The organism is Kribbella sp. NPDC104218, assembly GCF_055584105.1.
Genome location: NZ_JBVJMQ010000001.1, coordinates 2,995,801 through 3,013,815, shown reverse-complemented (window position 1 = coordinate 3,013,815; position 18,015 = coordinate 2,995,801). Strand labels below are relative to the sequence as shown.

Annotated in this window: 20 protein-coding genes; 12 read left to right on the top strand and 8 right to left on the bottom strand. The window is 68.6% G+C overall.

Features of this window, described 5'->3' with window-relative positions; translation table 11 throughout:
- Positions 1 to 15 precede the first annotated feature (15 nt).
- Both ACZ6ZD_RS14245 and ACZ6ZD_RS14240 read left to right on the top strand, forming a co-directional pair.
- Entirely contained in the window at positions 16 to 747 is a 732-nt protein-coding gene (locus ACZ6ZD_RS14245; RefSeq protein ID WP_465671871.1) for a PIG-L deacetylase family protein, read from the top strand.
- The gene (locus ACZ6ZD_RS14240; protein WP_465671869.1) at positions 744 to 1,469 is read left to right on the top strand and encodes an alpha/beta fold hydrolase; all 726 of its coding nucleotides are present in this window, start codon (positions 744 to 746) and stop codon (positions 1,467 to 1,469) included. Before ACZ6ZD_RS14245 ends, ACZ6ZD_RS14240 begins: the two co-directional genes overlap by 4 nt.
- Here ACZ6ZD_RS14240 and ACZ6ZD_RS14235 read toward each other — a convergent pair.
- Together ACZ6ZD_RS14235 and rpmF are read right to left on the bottom strand one after the other, a co-directional pair.
- Positions 1,466 to 2,788 carry a C1 family peptidase gene (locus ACZ6ZD_RS14235; protein WP_465671867.1) on the bottom strand — a complete coding sequence of 441 codons (1,323 nt, stop codon included), beginning with the start codon at positions 2,786 to 2,788 and terminating at the stop codon, positions 1,466 to 1,468. The genes ACZ6ZD_RS14240 and ACZ6ZD_RS14235 overlap by 4 nt on opposite strands.
- Positions 2,789 to 2,889: 101 nt before the next feature.
- On the bottom strand, positions 2,890 to 3,051 hold the full coding sequence (gene rpmF, locus ACZ6ZD_RS14230) for a 50S ribosomal protein L32 (RefSeq protein WP_465671866.1): 162 nt from the start codon (positions 3,049 to 3,051) through the stop codon (positions 2,890 to 2,892).
- A 49-nt stretch (positions 3,052 to 3,100) separates the two neighbouring features.
- Between rpmF and rpsR the strand changes: the two genes are divergently transcribed.
- Positions 3,101 to 3,343 (top strand): 30S ribosomal protein S18, encoded by a 243-nt coding sequence (gene rpsR / locus ACZ6ZD_RS14225; RefSeq protein WP_465671864.1) that lies wholly within the window; start codon positions 3,101 to 3,103, stop codon positions 3,341 to 3,343.
- Position 3,344: 1 nt separating this feature from the next.
- On the opposite strand, the gene ACZ6ZD_RS14220 is transcribed toward rpsR, so the two are convergent.
- From ACZ6ZD_RS14220 to ACZ6ZD_RS14210, 3 genes are read right to left on the bottom strand one after another with little or no spacing between them, the layout of a single operon-like run.
- Entirely contained in the window at positions 3,345 to 3,695 is a 351-nt protein-coding gene (locus ACZ6ZD_RS14220) for a hypothetical protein (protein WP_465671862.1), read from the bottom strand.
- Between the two features lie 29 nt (positions 3,696 to 3,724).
- A complete protein-coding gene (locus ACZ6ZD_RS14215) occupies positions 3,725 to 4,366 on the bottom strand; it encodes a response regulator (protein WP_171677783.1) in 642 nt (213 codons plus the stop codon).
- Positions 4,363 to 5,673: a PspC domain-containing protein gene (locus ACZ6ZD_RS14210; protein ID WP_465672696.1), complete on the bottom strand. Its 1,311-nt coding sequence runs from the start codon at positions 5,671 to 5,673 to the stop codon at positions 4,363 to 4,365. The genes ACZ6ZD_RS14215 and ACZ6ZD_RS14210 overlap by 4 nt, the downstream gene beginning before the upstream one ends.
- Before the next feature lie 606 nt (positions 5,674 to 6,279).
- On the opposite strand from ACZ6ZD_RS14210, the gene ACZ6ZD_RS14205 reads away from it, so the two are divergent.
- From ACZ6ZD_RS14205 to ACZ6ZD_RS14165, 9 genes are all read left to right on the top strand, one after another.
- Positions 6,280 to 7,548, top strand: a complete 1,269-nt coding sequence (locus ACZ6ZD_RS14205) for a PspC domain-containing protein (protein WP_465671861.1) — start codon at positions 6,280 to 6,282, stop codon at positions 7,546 to 7,548.
- Positions 7,545 to 7,724: a hypothetical protein gene (locus ACZ6ZD_RS14200; RefSeq protein ID WP_171677781.1), complete on the top strand. Its 180-nt coding sequence runs from the start codon at positions 7,545 to 7,547 to the stop codon at positions 7,722 to 7,724. The genes ACZ6ZD_RS14205 and ACZ6ZD_RS14200 overlap by 4 nt, the downstream gene beginning before the upstream one ends.
- Positions 7,725 to 7,826: 102 nt before the next feature.
- Positions 7,827 to 8,027, top strand: a complete 201-nt coding sequence (locus ACZ6ZD_RS14195; RefSeq protein ID WP_171677780.1) for a cold shock domain-containing protein — start codon at positions 7,827 to 7,829, stop codon at positions 8,025 to 8,027.
- A gap of 77 nt (positions 8,028 to 8,104) precedes the next feature.
- Positions 8,105 to 9,256 carry an L-histidine N(alpha)-methyltransferase gene (locus ACZ6ZD_RS14190; RefSeq protein ID WP_465671858.1) on the top strand — a complete coding sequence of 384 codons (1,152 nt, stop codon included), beginning with the start codon at positions 8,105 to 8,107 and terminating at the stop codon, positions 9,254 to 9,256.
- Positions 9,253 to 9,834: a hypothetical protein gene (locus tag ACZ6ZD_RS14185; RefSeq protein ID WP_465671856.1), complete on the top strand. Its 582-nt coding sequence runs from the start codon at positions 9,253 to 9,255 to the stop codon at positions 9,832 to 9,834. Before ACZ6ZD_RS14190 ends, ACZ6ZD_RS14185 begins: the two co-directional genes overlap by 4 nt.
- Before the next feature lie 128 nt (positions 9,835 to 9,962).
- Complete coding sequence (locus ACZ6ZD_RS14180) at positions 9,963 to 11,978, top strand: NHL repeat-containing protein (RefSeq protein WP_465671854.1); 2,016 nt, start codon at positions 9,963 to 9,965, stop codon at positions 11,976 to 11,978.
- An 87-nt stretch (positions 11,979 to 12,065) separates the two neighbouring features.
- Positions 12,066 to 13,322 carry a sugar ABC transporter substrate-binding protein gene (locus tag ACZ6ZD_RS14175; RefSeq protein WP_465671852.1) on the top strand — a complete coding sequence of 419 codons (1,257 nt, stop codon included), beginning with the start codon at positions 12,066 to 12,068 and terminating at the stop codon, positions 13,320 to 13,322.
- Between the two features lies 1 nt (position 13,323).
- The gene (locus ACZ6ZD_RS14170) at positions 13,324 to 14,217 is read left to right on the top strand and encodes a carbohydrate ABC transporter permease (protein WP_465671850.1); all 894 of its coding nucleotides are present in this window, start codon (positions 13,324 to 13,326) and stop codon (positions 14,215 to 14,217) included.
- Complete coding sequence (locus ACZ6ZD_RS14165; RefSeq protein ID WP_465671848.1) at positions 14,217 to 15,035, top strand: carbohydrate ABC transporter permease; 819 nt, start codon at positions 14,217 to 14,219, stop codon at positions 15,033 to 15,035. Before ACZ6ZD_RS14170 ends, ACZ6ZD_RS14165 begins: the two co-directional genes overlap by 1 nt.
- Here ACZ6ZD_RS14165 and ACZ6ZD_RS14160 read toward each other — a convergent pair.
- The 3 genes from ACZ6ZD_RS14160 to ACZ6ZD_RS14150 all read right to left on the bottom strand — a co-directional run bounded on the left by ACZ6ZD_RS14160 (position 15,032) and on the right by ACZ6ZD_RS14150 (position 17,890).
- Positions 15,032 to 15,622, bottom strand: coding sequence for an HD domain-containing protein (locus ACZ6ZD_RS14160; protein WP_465671846.1), 591 nt, complete (start codon positions 15,620 to 15,622; stop codon positions 15,032 to 15,034). The two genes, ACZ6ZD_RS14165 and ACZ6ZD_RS14160, sit on opposite strands and share 4 nt — an antisense overlap.
- 200 nt (positions 15,623 to 15,822) lie before the next feature.
- Positions 15,823 to 16,359, bottom strand: a complete 537-nt coding sequence (locus tag ACZ6ZD_RS14155) for a class IV adenylate cyclase (protein ID WP_465671844.1) — start codon at positions 16,357 to 16,359, stop codon at positions 15,823 to 15,825.
- Positions 16,360 to 16,672: 313 nt separating this feature from the next.
- On the bottom strand, positions 16,673 to 17,890 hold the full coding sequence (locus tag ACZ6ZD_RS14150; RefSeq protein WP_465671842.1) for a hypothetical protein: 1,218 nt from the start codon (positions 17,888 to 17,890) through the stop codon (positions 16,673 to 16,675).
- Between the last annotated feature and the right edge of the window lie 125 nt (positions 17,891 to 18,015).

Here is an 18,015-nt window from a genome sequence, read left to right as displayed (position 1 = left end):
GCTAAGGTCGATGAAATGAGCGTGCCTGCAGCGAATCCGCGACCTGACCGCGAAATCGAACGTGTGCTTGCCGTGGTCGCCCACCCGGACGACATCGACTTCGCAGCGGCCGGGACGGTCGCGTCGTGGACCAAAGCGGGGATCGAGGTGCACTACTGCATCGTCACGGACGGTCAGGAGGGCGGCTTCGAGCCGGACCGCGACCGGGCCGACATCCCCGCGGTACGCCGTGCCGAGCAGACTGCGGCCGCGGAGCACGTAGGCGTCACCGACCTGCACTTCCTCGGGTACGCCGATGGCGCCGTCGAGCCCACTCGGGAGCTGGTCCGCGACATCGTCCGGGTGATCCGCACGGTCCGCCCGCAGCGGGTGATCACCTCCTCCCCCGAGCGGAACTGGGAGCGTCTGCAGGTCTCACACCCGGACCACCTGGCTGCCGGTGAGGCGACGTTGCGCGCCTGCTACCCGGCCGCCGGCAACCCGTATGCCTTCACCGACCTCACCGAAGCGCCCTGGGACCTCAACGAGCTGTGGCTCGTCGAACACCCCGAGGTGAACCACTACGTCGACATCACCGACACCATCGACCAGAAGATCGACGCGCTACTCTCGCACACCAGCCAGCACCGCAATCCCACCCAGCTGGCCGCTCGGATGCGTCAGCTCTCCCAGGAGCGCGCTGCGCTCGCCGGCCTCCCGAAAACCAGTTACGCGGAACCGTTCACCGTGATCCGATGGGGCCTATGACCATCACTTACGACGTCCGGGGCGAAGGCCCGCCGCTACTCCTGGTCCACGCCGGCGTGGCCGACCGCCGAATGTGGCAGCAGCAGGTCGCCGAGCTCCAGACCAGCCACCGCGTCATCGCGGTTGACCTCCGCGGCTACGGCGACAGCCCGACCGCCCCGAAGTACTCCGACGCGGACGATCTGCTCGACGTCCTGGACGAGCTCGGCGTCGACGAGGTCACCGCCGTCGGCGCCTCCTTCGGCGGGTACGTCGTCCAGCAGGCAGCCAGCACTCAGCCGGACCGCTTCAGCCGTCTGGTCCTGATCTGCGCCCCGACCGACAACGTCGAGCCGGACGACGCCCTCAACGCCCTCTGGGCCGAGGAGAACCGCCTGCTCGAAGCCGGCGACACCGAGGCCGCCACCCAGCTCACCGTCGACCGCTGGCTGGGCCCCGAAGCCGACGACCACGCCCGGGAGCTGCTGCGCAGCATGCAGCAACGCGCCTTCGACCTCCAGCTCGCCGCCGGCGACGTCGACAACCACGAACACCCCATCACGCCGGAGCGCATCACCGCGCCGACCCGCGTCATCACCGGCGCCCGCGACTTCCGCTTCTTCGCCGACAGCGCGACGTACCTGCTGGACCGGCTACCGGCCGCACAACGAATCGACCTCCCCTGGGCGGGCCATTTGCCCACCCTGGAGAGGCCGTCCGAAGCCTTGCAGCTGATCCTCTAGCCGGCGAGCGCGCCCATCGGGTCCCAGGCCGGGAGCACGATCGGGGCCTCGTCGAGGCGCGCCTGCAGCTCCGCCGGGAGGGCCGAGCGGCGGACGGCGATCTCGAACACGTGCTCGCCGTACCAGGAGTCGTTCATGGTCCAGAAGCCGGAGTCCGCCTTCTCGTCGCCCCAGCTGTTCTCGACGCGCCAGCGACGCGGCTCGCCGTCCACGACGTCGACGCCGGTGAAGAGCATCGCGTGCGTCATCAGCGTCTCGTGGTGCAGCAGCCGCTCGGCCTTGTCCAGCGTGAACGCGGTGTCGTAGACGGAGCCGTAGTCGTAGAGCTTGGCGTCCCAGTAGCCGAGGTCGGCGTTCATCTGCTTGCCGACGTCACAGCCGAACCAGACCGGCTCGCCGCCGACGATCGCCTCCTGGGTGAGCTTCTTCATCAGGTCGATCTCGACGTTCAGGTACGTGACCGGCGGGGCGTCGATCACGTTACCGAGGTAGTCGACGGTGAAGGTCTTGCCGACCGGGCTGGACTCCCGCGGGTCGTGCACGAGGCAGACGTAGTCGTCGAGCGGCACCTGGACGTACGCCGCCGCGAACTCGGCCGGCGTCGTCCAGCCGTCGCGGTGGAAGCCCTTGTCGCTGTCCTTCCACTGCCACAGGAACTTCTGCGGCGGCGTGCCGAGGTGGATGCTGAGCACCCGGTGGATGGTGGTGAGCAGCTCACGCTTGCGCTCGCGGCGCGCTTCGTCGCCCTCGAGCGCGCGCAGGTCGCGGGCGCCCTGGCGGAGCAGCTTGCGCAGCGTGTCGTTCATCTGCGCGCTGGACGACGAGCTCTCGGTCTCCGGCATCGCGGTCTTCGGCACCAGGCCGTGTTTGCGGACCAGCGCGACGAACATGTTCCACTGGCCGCCGTCGCCGATCGGGTCGGACAGCAGGTGCGCCACCGTCCGGTCGTCGACATCGCGGCCGGCGGTCTCGATGATCGCCTCCAGGAAGAAGTTCGAGCGCTCGAACTTGTCCCAGAAGAACAAGTAGTTCTGGGAGAACTCGAAGTCCTTCACGCCCAGCTTCTCCGCGGCGCCGGCGCGCAGCAGGTTCAGCCCGGCGAACAACCAGCAACGCCCGCTCTTCTTCTGGCTGGTGACCTTCCAGTCGTCCAGCAGATCCGAGACCGAATGGTCGATGGAGGTGACGACCTGGCGGTCGAGGGCGAGGTTGGCGACCGGCGTCTGCGTGACGGCGTTCTGCATCACCCGGTACTGCGGGTTCGACGCGAACTCCTTCTCGAAGAGCGCGAGCTGTTCAGGGGTGAGATTCCGCTCCATAACCATCGACGGTATCTCAGCCGCCAACCCCGCACCGCCGGACCCGGGGTGGCGAATCGGTGCCCTGTCCACAACCCGCCACCCGGTTCCGATCCGTCGTCTCAGTCGATGAGACCGCGCTGGTACGCGCGGACCAGCGCCCGCGGCACCCGCAGCTGCTTGCCGTCCACCACGATCGGCACCAGGTCGACCGGCGCCGCCTTCCACTGGGCCCGCCGCTTACGGGTGTTGGACCTGGACATCTTGCGCTTCGGAACGGCCATGGAGCTATGCTAAATGAAAATGACTTTCAACACCAAAGGAGTCGGACCGATGCCACGACGTCCCGAGCCGGGCGCCAAGCGCAAGCCCAAGCAGAACCCGTTCGAGCGCGACGGCATCACGGTCGTCGACTACAAGGACACCGCGCTGCTCCGCAAGTTCATCTCCGACCGCGGCAAGATCCGCTCCCGGCGAGTCACCGGACTAACCGTCCAGCAACAGAAGCAGGTCGCCCGGGCAATCAAGAACGCCCGCGAGATGGCCCTTTTGCCCTACACCTCGACCAACCGCTGACTCACCAGAAGACCGCGATGGCGGCGTTGGCCGCGGTCAGGCCGCCGATCGCGAAGAACGTGCCGCGGGTCAGCGCCGGCTTCTTGCGGTAAGCGAACACCAGCCCGGTGATCACCAGGACGACGAGCAGCTTCACGCCGATCTTGGCGTTGTTCACGGTGAAGTCGTCGTCCTTGATCCCGGACGCCAGCCCGACCAGCAGCACACCGGTCACCAGCTGCGTCAGCGCGCCGTGCAGCATCGCCGCGTTCACCACGGGCGCCTTCGCCTTCAGCTGGGTGAAGAACCCGCCGAACAGCGACGCGAACCCGATCAAGTGCAGAAACGTCAGCAGCTGGTGCACGAAGTCCATGCGGTCAGCCTAGTGCTGCCGCGGGAGCTTCAGACGAGGCGGCGGTCGGTGGCCCAGCGGGTGAGTTCGTGGCGGTTGGAGAGCTGGAGTTTGCGGAGGACGGAGGAGACGTGGGTCTCGACGGTCTTCACCGAGATGAACAGCTCGCGGGCCACCTCTTTGTAGGCGTACCCGCGGGCGATCAGCCGCAGCACCTCACGCTCGCGCTGGGACAGGCGGTCCAGGTCCTCGTCGACGGATGAGATGTCGATCGCACCGGAGAAGGCGTCCAGCACGAAGCCGGCCAGCCGCGGCGAGAACACGGCGTCCCCCTCGGCCACCCGGTTGATCGCGTCGACCAGCTCGGCGCCGCTGATGTTCTTGGTCACGTAGCCGCGCGCGCCGCCGCGGATCACGCCGATCACGTCCTCGGCGGCGTCCGACACCGACAGCGCCAGGAACTTGATCTCCGGGTGCCGCTGGTGCACCTGCTTCATCACCTCGGTGCCACCGCCGCCCGGCAGGTGGACGTCGAGGAGGACGACGTCCGGCTCGGCGGCGACGATCGCCTTCACCGCGCTGTCGACGTCCGCTCCCTCGCCGACGATGTCGACCGACGCGCCAATCTCGCTGCGCACCCCGGCCCGGAACATGTCGTGATCGTCGATGACGACAACGCGCCTGCTGCTCATCTGTCCATCTCCAGTCGCACTTCGGTGCCAGTCTCCGCATCGGACCGCACGGTCGCGCGGCCGCCGTGCCGTTCCATTCTGCCCATCACACTGTGCCGCAACCCGAGGCGGTCATCGGGGACGCCGTCCACGTCGAACCCCTGACCCCGGTCCCGCACGAACATCTCCACCCGGTCGCCGTCCACCTCGACGAACACGTCGATCTTGGCCGCGCCGGAGTGCTTGGCCGCGTTCACCATCGACTCCCGCGCCGCACGGACCATCGCCGACAGCGGCTCGCTCAGCTCGCAGTCGCCGACGGTCACCACCTCGATCGGCACGCCGTGCGAGTCCTCGACCTCGGCCGCGGCGCGTTTGGCGGCGCCGGCGATCGTCTGGTCGGTCAGGTCGTCCTCGTCGTACAGCCAGGACCGCAGCTCGCGCTCCTGAGAGCGGGCGAGCGTAGCGACCGCTCGGGGGTCGTTGGCCTGCTTCTGGATCAGCGCGAGCGTTTGCAGGACGGAGTCATGCAGGTGCGCGGCCATGTCGGCCCGCTCCTGCGAACGGATCCGCTCCGCGCGCTCAGCGTTCAGATCACGCGTCAGCCGGTGCACCCACGGACCGGCGATCACACCGAGGCCGACGACCGCGAGTAGTAGTGCGATCAGTACGTCGCCCACCTGCGACAGGCGGCCGTTCTGCACCAAGAAGACGGTCACGGCGGTGCCGATCAGCACCAGGCCGACGACGATCCGGACCAGCGACTTCCAACCGCCCTTGCCGAGCAGTACGCCGAGGACCGGGACCTTGACGCCCTTCGTCCACTCGTTGCGCTGCCCCTCGTCCGCCTGCCGCCAGATCAGCGCCAGACCGGTGCCGGCGAACACCAGCGGCCAGAACATCGACCCGGCGATCCCCACGTTGGCGACCTTCAGCAACAGCAGTACGCCGAAGCCGACAACCACCAGCGCAGTCACCTGCCCGTGGCTCTTCTCCCGCTTCTGCGCCCGCGCCTCGGCCACCGGAGGCGGCGGCTCGTCCGACCGCATCCCGTTCCGCGTGTGCGCCGCCAACCCAGGCGCTCCCGGAACCCCCGGCGTCCCCAACGGCATCAAGAACCACAACGCCGCATAGATGAGGACGCCGAACCCACCGAAAATGGTGGTCGCGATCAGCACCAGCCGCACGACGGTGTCGGACACCCCCAGGTGATCCGCCACCCCACCCGCGACCCCAGCAACAACCCGCCCCTCAGTCCGCCGATAAGCCCGCCGAACCGGCGGCAACCCACCCTGCGCTCCCCCAGCGCCCGGCGCCGCAGCACCCACGCCGTACGCGGCCCCCGGCCCGGTAGCGCCGGCAGCACCCGGGGCGTACCCGGCGCCTGCACCGCCGTAGGCAGCCCCCGGCCCGGCGCCGGCTGTTCCCGGTGCACCGGCGTAACCGGCGCCTCCAGGCGCGCCTGAGCCACCGCCCAACCCGGCCGGCCCTCGTCCGGCACCAGGTTCACCGGAGCCGGCGTGCGGCCCACCGCGACCACCTAGCCCGCCGGGACCACCGGGCAACCCGCCGTTGCGGGCGGCGTACGCGGCGTAGGGGCCTTGGTATTGGCTTGGCCCCGCAGGCCCCCACCCCTTGTAACGCCAGGGGGAGTCGCCCTGCTGCGACTCGTCGGGCGCAGGCGTCGCCTCGGGCGGGACTCCGGTGTCGGAGGACCCGCCCGCGGGCGCGGCGGAGGCTGGCTGACTCATCACCACGATCGTCACATGCGGGACGGGCCGACACCAGCAGGCTTGTCCCCGGCCCGCTCCTCAAGCCGCCGCCGACCACGCTCAGGGTCGGGTCGGGGAGAACCCCGAACACCGCCCACCCCGACTACGGATCCGGGGGTTCCCCGATGTCGCCGGGCCCCGGGAAGCGGCAGTATCAATGGCATGGAGCAGAACTCGACGGGCCCGGCTGGGTTCGACCGCACCCGGCTGCAGAACGTGCAGTGGCTGCGCAGCCGGTCGGACCGGATGCTCGCCGGCGTCTGCGGCGGCATCGGCCGCTCCCTCGGCATCGACCCGGTGCTGATCCGCGTCGTGATGGCCGTACTGATCCTCAGCGGCCCCGGCGTCATCTTCTACATCGCCGCCTGGGCGCTGATGCCGGACGAGATGACCGACCGTTCGGCCGCCCAGGGCCTGCTCGGCGACCGCATCCGGCCGGACCACCCATGGGTCGGCCCGATCGTGGTCGGCGCCGCGGTCTTCACCGCTATCGCCGTCATGTCGTCGTTCAACTTCGGCCGCTTCCTGCCCGGCCCGGTGATCGTGCTCGCCGTGATCTGGCTGGTCGCCCGGCAGCGCAAGAGCCGCGCCGGCGGCGCCGTCCGCCGGCCGAGCCCGCAGGCGAGTCAGCCCGCGCCGGCGACCGGCGTACAGGACACACCGCCTCCGACCGGCCCGTCGGCAGCCCCGGCGGGCCCGTCGTCCTCGGCCCCGCAGCGTCCACAGGACCGCACCGTCGCACCGGTCCAGCCTGTGTGGACCGAGGACGACCCCCTCGGCCTGTACGTCGACGAACCGCGCACCCCGGCTCCGACCCAACCGCCCGCGCCACCGGTGAAGGGCGTCCGCGGCCTCAAGTCGATCATCGTGCTACTGACCGGCGCCACGATCGGCATCGGAGCGATCGCCGGGCTCGCGACTCCGACCATGTTGTTACTCGGTATCGCCGTCCTCGGCCTGGGCATGTTGTTCGGCGGTTTCGTCGGCCGGACGGCGGGCCTGCTGCCGCTCGGTCTGCTGCTCGCCGCGGGGGTGGCCGCCAGCACGCTGTTCCCGAACGTCCCGAAGAATCTCGCCGACGTGAACCTGGTCGCTCCGGCCGGGCAGGTGGTCGGCGCGACCGGGACGTCGTACAACTTCGAGGCCGGCACCGTCCACCTCGACCTGACCAAGGCGACCTTCGGCCCGGGCGCGAAGATCGACGTCCACGGCCGGGCGGGCGACATCTTGATCGTCCTCCCGAAGAACCTGGACGTCGTCGGCCAGCTGGACGCCGACCTCGGCGACGTCAACGGGCTCGGCCAGAGCCGCAGCGGGCACAACGCCGCCCTCCGGCTGGACGACCTGGGCGCCGACCGCGCCGCCGGCCCGCAGCAGGTCACCCTGGACCTGGACCTCAAACTCGGCTCGATCAAGGTGGAACGCGGATGAAGAAGCCGAAACCCGACATCTCGGGCATCATCGCCGGGACCGTGCTGTCCGGCGGCGCGACGATCTGGTTCCTGAACGAGCAGGGCGTCCTGCAGACCAAGGACCTCGGCCTGACCGGCGCCCTGCTGCTGCTCGCCGCCGGCGCGGTCGGCCTGGCCGCCGCCCACCGCGGCTGAACCAACGGGTAAGTTAGGCTGTTGCGCGCTCATCGGGTCTCCGGTGGGCAAGTTACCCGAGGGGTCCGGGTGCAGCGGGTCCCGTGGTCACAGGAGTTTCCGATGGTGCGCGGCACCGTGAAGTGGTTCAACGCCGACAAGGGCTACGGCTTCCTCGCCGTCGACGGCCAGGACGACGTCTTCGTCCACTGGAGCAAGATCGTCACCGACGGCTACAAGACCCTCGAGGACGGCCAGCCCGTCGAGTTCGACATCATCGACGGCCCGAAGGGCCGCGAAGCCGAGGCCGTCACCGCCGTCTGAGTGGCGCGGTTTCCGGCCTGCGGCGGCGGGCGGTAACCGGTAACCTGACCACCTCACCGTGGGAGGGGTTTCGAGACGTGACTGAGCCGGTACCTGTGATTCGCAGGCTCGAGAAGGCACTGGCCGACGACGATTTCAACTGGACGCTCGTACTGACCGGTGAGGATCAGACCGACAAGCTCGCCACGCTGACCGGCGACCTGCGCGGCCCGTTCTCGACCACCGGCGACGGCAAGCAGATCACCTCCGGGTTCTCCTACTGGGGGATCGGCCCGACGATCGCCTGGGCGAACGCGACCAGCGACCCGTTCTACCTGGTGATGAAGGCCGGCGCGGAGTCCTTCCTGCGGCACTGGCGCAAGGTCCGGCCGCACCTCGACAAGGGCGGCTACCACTTCGTCAGCCTCGGTATCGGCACCGGCGTCAAGGACCGCACGATCCTCGAGGACCTGCGCCGCAGCAACCCGAACATGTTCTACGTCCCGGTCGACATGAGCTCGGAGATGCTCCGGCTCGGCACCGTGGAGCCGGTCCGCAGCGCGCGGTTCCCGATCGAGCAGGTGCTCCCGGTCCAGCTCGACTTCTCGCTGGCCCACAACATGAAAGAGCTCGGCGAGATGCTCGGCCGGCTGGTCGGCGACGAGCCGCTGCTCTACACCCTGACCGGGAACACCCTGGCCAACTTCGAGGACGACGAGGACCTGCTGCGGCTCATCACCAAAGCGCTCCGCCCGCAGGACCGCCTGCTCCTGGAGGTCGCCAGCACGACGCGCCTCGACCAGGCCAGCGCGGACGCCGCCGCCGACGAGTACCACCAGACGCGCGCGTTCGCGGAGTTCGTGACCAGCGCCCTGCGCTACAACACCGATCTCAAGATCGAGAACGAGCGGGTCAAGTTCGTCGGCGAGATCGAGGACGACGACGCGCTGCTGGTGAAGATCCTCTGGCAGAACGACACCGACACCGAGATCCGGATGGGTCTGCCCGACCACACCGAAGTCCCGCTGCCGGTCGGCGACACGATCCGCCTCTACACCACCCGCAAGTACTCCGCCGCCCGGCTGAAGCGGCTGACCACGGCCTGCAACCTGACGCCGGTCGAGGCGATCCAGTCCCAGTTCCGCTACCAGCGCCGGCCGAACCCGTTCGGTCTGGAGCTGCTGCTACTCGCGCCGGAGGGTTCCGAGGAGGCCGACCACACGCTGGCCGACGACATCTGGGCGCGATGAGAGCGCGCTGGACGGCGTCCCGGCGGACGATCGTCACCGTCGTCAGCTACGGGCTCCTCGCGCTGGCCTTCGTCCTCGGCGTGATCTGGTTCTTCTGGCCGGAGAACTCCCGCTGGGAGCCGGCGGTGAACTCGTTGACCCTGGTCGCCGGCCTGGCCGGCATCTTCGTCGAGCGGCTCACCGCTGAGGCGGAACGGCGTACCGAAGTCCTACGGGCGGTCGCGCGCGAGCTACAGGAGAACACCCGACTGCTGGACGACGAACGCTTCTCGCCGCAGGCCCCGACCAACCGCCAGGTGTACCCGCGCTTGGTCGTCTCGGCCGTCGACTCCGCGCTCGGCTCCGGCGCGATCGGCCTGCACCGCGACGCCGAGCTGGTCGGCATGCTGCATCGCTGGCGGGACACCGTCCACCTGTTCAACCGCCGGCTCGATCTGACCGAGATCAGCACCTTCTCCGCCTCGGCGTCCACCGTCGAGCTGGCCGCCTTCCACCGCGCCCTGCACCGGCCCGACAGCTTCTTCGCCGTCACCCGGGAACAGCTGACGAATCTCATCCCCAAGGTGCCGCAGGTCTAACGGGCGCGGCCGTAATCGAGCCGTTCCCTGCCACAACCGGCAATCCGCGCCGAGCCGTTGACTTCGTCACGCCTTCGGCGCTTACTTTCGGACAGGACCGTAAATACGGCACCCCCGGAGGCAATCGCATGCGATCATTCCGCCCGCTCCTGGCCCTGGTAGTCGCGACCGCTCTGGTCATCGCGCCGACCGCGCCGACCGCCGCCGGCGGCTCGCCACCCCGTGCCGAGGCCGTGTCGCTCGGCGTCCCGCTGTCCGACGTCCTACTGATCGGCGGCACCGTCGCGCGCGGCCCGAACGGGCAGACCGCGATCTGGAACATCTCGGCCGGCGCCCCGGCGTACCTGAACGCGATCAACCCGGTGGACGGCGCGAGCCTGCTCTCCGTCCCGTTGCCGGGCGCCGAAGGCAGTTACACCGTGGTCGCCACCCCCGACGGCACGATGTACGTCGGCACCTACAACAACGGTCACCTCTACCGGCTCCGCCCCGGCGCGACCGCCGTCGAGGACCTCGGCCGCCCGCTGGCCAGCGAGTCGTTCATCTGGGCGCTGACCACCGACGAGCAGGGCAACGTCTACGGCGGCACCTACCCCGGCGGCCGGATGTTCCGGTTCGACCACACCACCGGCGCGATCCGGGACTACGGCAAGGTGCTCGCCAGCCAGCCGTACGTGAAGTCCATCGGCTACGCGAACGGCAAGATCTACACCGGCTCGCTCCCCGACGCGCACATCATGGAGATCGACGCCGCGACCGGCGCGAAGACCGAGCTGCCGTCGCCGCCCAATCTCGGCGACCCGCTGCTCAAATCGGTCTACGACCTCAGCGTCCGGGCCGGCCGCGTCTACATCCGCGTCGGCGGCGCCTTCCCGATGCCGATGTACGTCTGGGACATCGCCTCGCGCACGTGGGTCGACGAGATCCCGCTCGCCCACGGACTGGACATCTCACCGGTCGGCGCGAACGGTGAGCTCTACTTCATCCAGGCGAGTGAGCTGCGCAAGTACGACCCGGTCACCAAGACCATGACCGGGACCGGCCTGAAGTTCACCGGCCGGATCCAGAACGCGCGCTCGATCGGGTACGCCGAACTCGGCCTGCCCGACTACCCCGGCACCAGCGTGGTCGGCACGCTGTGGCGCGGCGAGGAGTTCCGGTACAACCCCCAGACCGGTAAGTCGGAGATCTTCCTGACCGACGTCCGCCGGGAGCCGATCGAGATCTTGGCGCTATCGGGTGGCGACAAGTTGATCTACACCGGCGGCTACCTGAACGGCGGGGTCACGGCGACCGATCCGAAGACCGGTCAGGGGCAGTTCAACCGCTTCTCGCAGACCGAAGCCATCCTGGAGGCCGCCGACGGCCGGGTCTGGATCGGGACCTATCCCGAGGCCCGGCTCTATTCGTACGACCCCGCTCAGGCCTGGAGCAGTCCGGAGTACTCACCCGGACCGCCCGGGTCGCCGGACAATCCGAAACTCGCGGTGAACCTCAAACCCGTGCTGCAGATGCGGGCCCGGGCGCTGGTCGAGGTGAACGGCAAGATCGCGGTCGGCACCGTGCCGGACGGCGACCGGCTGGGCGGGGCGCTGGCCATCCACGACCCGCGGACGGGCGAGACGGCGTCGTACCGCAACGTCGTCCAGGACGAGAGCGTGTTCGGGCTGACCGCTCGGCAAGGCATCGTCTACGGCGGCACCTCGATCACCGGCGGTCTCGGGACGACGAAGCCGACCCGAGAGTCCGGCACGGTCTTCGCCTGGGACGTCGCCCGCGGCGTGAAACTGTGGGAGTCGGTACCGGTGCCCAAGGCACCGACCGTGTCGTCGGTGACGTTCGGGCCGGACGGCCGGCTGTGGGGCGTGGCGAACAAGACGGTGTTCGAGTTGGACCCGCGCCATGGGACAGTGCTGAGGTCCTTCGCCCTGGGGACGACGACCGCCACCGGTGACATCGTCGCGACCCGGGACGGGGTGTACGTCAGCATCGACCTGAACAAGATCTACCGGATCGCGCCCGGCCGCTGGCAGACGCCGAAGCTGTACCTGGAACACCCGCATCGACGGCTCGCCGTCCAGGGCGGTCAGCGGCTGGTCTTCAGCAACGGGCCCGAACTGTTCCGAGTCGATATCGGACGTTGACAGCAGAAATTCCTTCCAACTACTTTCGGTCCTGACCGTTATTGGGTCACTCAACTTTTCGCCCCTCCCGGGCATTTGGGGGTTGTGATGAAATCAACCGTTCGCCGCGTCGCGGCGCCACTCACAGCACTTGTCCTCACCGCCGCGCTCGCGTCCTGCGGCGACGGCGGCGGCTCCGCGTCCGAGAAGAAGGCCGTCACGCTCTGGATGTATCCGGTGATCGCCGACCAGGCCGCGAGTACGGCGTACTGGGAAAAGGTCGAGAAGGACTTCGAGACCGCGAACACCGATGTCGACCTCAAGCTGGAGATGCAGCCCTGGGACAAACGCGACGAGAAGCTCGCGACCGCGTTCGCCGGCCGCAAGGGCCCGGACGTCGTCCTGCAGATCCCCGACCAGCTGCCGCAGTACGTGAAGAACGGCTCGCTGGAGCCGGTCGACGACGTCCTCGAGGCCGACAAGGCGAAGTTCCTGCCGAACTCGATCCCGGGCTTGACGGTCGAGGGCAAGACGTACGCCGCCCCGATCTACCAGACCGTCACCACGACCATCTACAACAAGACCGTGCTGACCAAGGCCGGGATCGCCAAACCGCCCGCGACCTGGGACGAGATCAAGGCCGCCGCGCCGAAGCTCAAGGCGGCCGGCTTCTCGACGCTGGACTACTCCGCCTCGCCGGAGACCACGCTGAACCTGAACTTCTACCCGCTGCTCTGGCAGGCCGGCGGCAAGGTGTTCGCCGAGGACGGTAAGACGGTCGCCTTCAACCAGGCGCCCGGCGTCGAGGCGCTGACCTTCCTGAAGACCCTGTTCGACGAGGGCGCGATCCCGAAGAGCGCGCTGACCAACGCCAACGCGATCGACAACCAGCCGCTCGGCAAGGGCACGGTCGCGATGGCCTTCACCGCGACCCCGGCCAACGCGGCCACCGCCGCCAAGACCTGGGGCGAGGCCAACCTCGAGGTCGGGACGCCGCTGACCGGCGCCAAGCAGGTCGGTTACGGCATCCCCGGCGGTCTCGCGGTGAACGCCGCGTCCGAGAACGTCGACGCCGCGAAGAAGTTCCTGTCGTTCATGATCCAGCCCGCGCAGATGCAGGCGCTGAGCAAGGCGACCGGGTACTTCACCCCACGCACCGACGCGGCGGCCGAGGTCACCGACCCGACCGCGCAGAAATTCGCAGACTCCCTGCAGTACGCGTTCCCGGGCGAGCCGAACACGGCGTCCCGCCAGGTGATGTCTCTGCTCGCGGTGGAGATCCAGGCCGTCCTGACCGGTAAGAAGGCTCCCCAGCAGGGCCTCGACGACGCAGCCAAGCAGGCCGACGCCCTCCTGGGCCGGTGACATGACCGCGGTCGGCGTCGACCGGCGCCCCCACGCCCGCCGCTCGCGGGCGTGGGTGGGGCTGGTGTTCGTGGCACCGATGCTGTTGCTGTTCCTGGCCTTCCGGTTCCTGCCGGTGGTCGGGGCGCTCTGGCTCTCGCTGACCGACTACCGGCTCAGCGGGCGCTGGAAGTTCATTGCCTTCGACAACTACAGCAGACTGCTCACGGACTCCGTGTTCCACCAGAGCCTGCTGGTGACGCTGACCTACACGCTCATCTTCGTTCCGCTGACGGTGCTGATCTCCCTGGGCACCGCCATGTTGCTGCACCAGGTGGTCTGGCGGCGCGGGTTCTTCCGCGGCGTCTTCTTCCTGCCCTACGTGACCAGCATCGTGCTGGCCGCGGTGATCTGGCGCTGGATCTACGACGTCGAGGACGGCCTCCTGAACGCCGTCCTCGGCCTGGTCAGCATCGGCCCGGTCGACTTCCTCGGCTCGGACAGCTCGGTGCTCGCGTCGATCGCGGTGACGTCGGCCTGGAAGGGGTTCGGCTACTCGATGTTGATCCTGCTCGCCGGGCTACAGGCCGTCCCGGCGTCCTATCTGGAGGCCGCGCAGATCGACGGCGCCTCGGCCTGGCAGCGGTTCCGCTACATCACGCTGCCGCAGCTGCGTCCGGTGCTCTTCTTCGTGCTGGTGATCGAGACCATCGGCTCGTTCCAGGTCTTCGACGCGATGTACGTGATGACCGGCGGCGGGCCGGTCCGCTCCAGCTACTCGCTCGTCTACTTCCTCTACGACAGCGGCTTCAAGTACTTCGACTTCGGTTACGCCAGCGCGATCGGGATCGCGCTCTTCCTGATCGTCCTGGTCATCTCACTGGTCCAGCGCCGGCTCGTCGGGCGGGACGACTGATGGCGGCCCGGCCGGTGGCCCGGCTGACGCTGCCGACGTTGCTGCTGCTGACCGCGATCGTGACGATCCTGCCGTTCGCGGCGATGGTGCTGGTCGCCTTCGCGCCGGACAGCGGCCAGACCTTCCCCGGCGCCTTCAACCCGAAGACCTGGACGTTCGAGAACTTCGCCCACGTGCTGTCCAGCTCGAATATCCCGCGCTGGACGCTCAACTCACTGCTCTACTCGCTGATCTCGGTGGTCGCCGTCCTGCTGTTCGCGGCGATGGCCGGCTACGCCTTCGCCAAGAAGCGCTTCCCCGGTCGCGAGCTGATCTTCTGGGCCTTCCTGGCCACACTGATGGTCCCGTTCCAGGCGACGCTGATCCCGTCGTACATCCTGGTCTCGCGGCTGGACTGGGTGGACAGCTACTGGGGCCTGATCGTGCCAACCCTCGCCAACTCCCAGGCCGTCTTCCTGCTCCGCCAGTTCATCAGCCAGCTACCGGACGAACTCTTCGAGGCCGCCGAGATCGACGGCGCCCCCGAATGGAAGATCTTCACGCTCATCGTCGTACCGCTGATCCGCCCAGCACTGGCGACACTCGGCATCTTCGTCTTCCTCTGGCACTGGAACGACTTCCTCTGGCCACTCGTCATCGGCCAGTCCAACAACATGCAGACCCTGACCGTCGGCCTCGCCACACTGCAAACGCAGTCCGTCCCGATCAACCAGATCATGGCCGGCGCCACCATCACCGTCGTCCCAAGCCTGCTCGTCTTCGGCCTGCTACAGCGCTACCTCACCGACAGCATCGCGATGTCAGGCCTGAAAAGCTAAGCATCCAAGGGATTCTGCACAATCCGGCCGGCCAGGTCGGAGCCGATCGCACGACCGGCCGAACTGGTCGGCTTGCGGTCGGCCTGCGCCTGAAAACAGCCGAGGAACTCCTTGGTGAGCTCAAGCCGCGGGTATCGCCCAAGCACCTCAGCACGAAACTCCGCAGTCAACACGTCGTAGTCCCGGCCGACAATATCCAGCGCGGCAGCACGCGAGATCAGATGCCCCTCGGCATCCTCGGCAGCATCAACGTCAAACCACATATGCCGGACGATGACGTCGTACAGCCGCTGCCGACGCCCCGGCGTCCACCCGGCGCCGGTCGCGAAGACCTTGGCGATGTGACCACCGGCCTCCTCGAAGGAGACCGTGTGGCTGTCGAACTCAGGCGACAAGCTGATGTCATGAAACATCGCCGCCACAAACAGCAGCTCCGCGTCATACCCGATGCCGTCGCGCTCAGCGAGCCCGGCCGCCCACCAATACACCCGCCACGAGTGGCTGAGCAGCGCAGCAGACTCATAAGCCGTCGCCACCTCGAGCGCCCCCCGGGCCGCCGCACTATCAGGAACCAGCAAGTCATTCACACTTCAACCATATGCCCGCGATAGCCCGCCCACCTGGTCCAATCCACCACCACAACCATGGGCCAATCACACCCTCGCCCCAACAACCCGAAGAACAGGTAATACGTCCCCCTGACCCCCTGCACGCACCCAACTCACCCCGCGCGCAGCGCCACCACCCAAGCCCACCTCCTGTCGTTCGTGCAGCTCGGTTTCCTCAGTCAGCCCGGAAAGCGCAGCTCGCGGATCCCGCTCAGGTCGATCCCGTACCGGGCGTACACCTTCGTAGTGTTCTCTCCGGTCAGCTGCTCGACGCCGAAGCCCAGCGCGGCCCCCACCTCCACGACATGCTCCCGAGACCGACCCTCGATCTCGAGGTACGGCGGAATCAACGGCCAGGAGTCGATCTCCAGCTCAGCACCCGAAAGCTGAAAGCTGACCCGACGGTTCTCCTGATAAGACTTCGCCGCAAACCCCAGCTTCTCCAGCAAGACATGCGTCGTCTCGAAGTCCCCCACCTCGACCTCGGTCTCACTCGTCCCATCGATCCCGTCATGCGCGATCTCCTTGACCGTCAGCGTGATCCCACGTCCCGAATCGCGCAGCCGAATCCACCGCGTCCCATCCCCTTCCTCGATGTCGTACACGTACCGCCGCATCGCCCAGTCCCCCACCTGGACACCCCCGAGCCGAACAATCCGCCCGGCGATCTCCCCAGGCTCGACGTCCAAAACCTTCGCCTCGAACTCAATCGCCATCTCCGCGGACCTCTCCTTCATCGCCGTACTTCCAAGCCAGATTCCGATACTCAACCTCCCGCAACGCGAGGATCTCGCTCCGAAGCGCTCCGCGCGACAGCCCTCCTCAACCCACAACACCACAGCCCCTCGTGCGCGCCCAGCGCACCACCCCGGCGGCAGCCGGAACTCCCCCGGGCGACAGCCCGGAGCTGGAACTCAGGGCGGGAGGGGGAGCGGGCGGGACGGGAGCGCAGCGCACGGCACGCACGCGGGGAGCACGCGGGCGGCAGCCCGCAACAGACCCGCGCGGCAGCGCGGCGGCGTACGGGGGTCAGAGGTTGAGGGCGTAGATGGTGGGTGGGCGGCCGGTGCGGCCGTGTTGTTGGGTGGCGGTGGGGACGGCTAGGCCGGCGCGTTCTAGGCGTTTGAGGACTCGGCGGGCGGTGCGGAGCTGGACGGCTAGGTGGTCGGCGACGTCTTGGGTGGTGAGGCCGTCGGGGCGGGTGGCGGTGAGTTCGCGCATGCGGGAGAGGGTTTGGGGGTTGAGGCCGACGCGGCGGGCGAGTAGGGGGAGGCTTTCGGCACCTCGGGGGACGGCGGCGTGGTCGCCGGTGGGTTCGATGACGATCTCGATGTCGTCGGACATGGAGACGACGCCGGCGACGGCGCCGATGGAGCCGGCGCGGCCGACGGCGCGGCGGGCGAGGGCTTCGGCTTCGGCGGCGGTGCGGCCGACGCCGAAACCGACGTACGCCGTGGCGTGCCGGGCGGCGAGGTGGTCGAGCAGGGGCATCCGGGTGAACTGTTCGGTGGCTTGTTCGAGCAGGCCGCGGGTGGTGACGACGAGGTGGCGGCCGTCGGGGAGGAGGGCGAGGCTGCCGCCGAGGGTGGTGAGGTCGGCGGCGAGGGCGTCGTCCGGCTCGGGGAGGTCGATGACGCCGAGGGCGACCTGGGCGTCGCCGACGTGTTGACCGCTGGTGGTGAGCACCAGCGCCTGCAGGGTCGAGCGGATCGAGTAGCGGGACGGGACGAGCCGGACGGACGGCATCTCGGTCTCGAGCAGGTGGAACGCCGAGCCCAGGCAGCTGATCGCGATCTTGGTGTCGTGCTTGTCGCGGGCGCTGCGGTGGAAGGCGACGATGTCGTCGGAGTTCAGGCCCGGGCGGTACGGCAGCACCTGGATCTGATCGGTCGGCAGCTTCGCCTCGATCAGCGTCTCCAGCACCTCGCTGCGCCGCAGGGTGTCGATCGAGAACTGCGTGACGTTGTGCCCGAGCCGCAGCAGCTCGACCAGCGCCCGCAGCAACGTCGCGCCGTCGTACGAGACGTACATCGCGGGCCGGTCGACGACACCGGCCTCGGTCGCGATCGTGTACGGGACGACGCCGGTGAACAGCAACGCGTCGACGCGGGACTGCGAGACGACGGCGACGGTCTCGCTCTCGTGCCGATAGGCCAGCGGCTGCAGGGTCGCCCCGCTCGCCGGGCCGGTCGCGAGCACCCGCTGGACGACGTCCTCGGGACCGACGACACCGACCACGACGGCCATCAGCGCACCGCGTCCAGAACAGCGTGTATCCGCACGGCCACTCCTAGGTGACTTCCGGCCAGGCCCACAAAGCGCACCATAACGCAGAGTGGGGTAACCCCTTGACGACCGCCGCCGACTCTCTT